The organism is Psychrobacter sp. 1Y4 (assembly GCF_051847555.1).
Genome location: NZ_JBPYDE010000822.1, coordinates 1 through 602 on the forward strand (window position 1 = coordinate 1; position 602 = coordinate 602).

Below are 602 nucleotides of genomic sequence, written 5' to 3' on the forward strand. Positions count from 1 at the left end.
CAATACACCGCCTGTTATGCTTAACTGCACAGGATTTGTTAGTGCTAGCTCAACCGCTAAGGTTGCGCCAACATAGATAGACAACACAGAGTTTGTTCCTGCATTTAATTTGGATGCCAAGCCTTGCAGCATGGCGTTTTTAGCTACATCCTCAAGCATTATCATACTGTCACCCTGTCTCTATCAATGTTAGCGTGATAACCAATAGTAAAGTCATAGTTATCAGAACTGCTGCCTTGGTGCTGCTGAATAGCATTACCAATCCAGATTGGGTATTTGGCTGCTGCTGTATTAATTCGTACTACATTGTTAGCCGCCCAACCTATACCCCATGCGCCTTGCGGTATCGTAAAATAAGGATAACCAGTCATTGGATTAATAGGGCTTGTTGTGCTCGTCGTTGAACCTGTACCAATCTCACCGATAGTCTCGCCAATAATTCTAAAAGCTGTTTGACTGGTAAACACTAGCGCCCAGCGCTCCTCAATCGCATCACGGTTAGTCACGACAATCGGATTATTAGTAACTTGCAACTGTGAGGTTGCTTTATCACCAATTAACGTATCGCTAAATACGCCATTACCCCATGATTTTTGGCTAAA

Annotated in this window: 1 pseudogene; it reads right to left on the minus strand. The window is 43.4% G+C overall.

What is annotated here, in order from left to right:
- Nucleotides 1–161: 161 nt before the first annotated feature.
- A pseudogene (locus ACS8FC_RS19075) lies at nucleotides 162–602 on the minus strand (hypothetical protein); the annotation flags it as partial.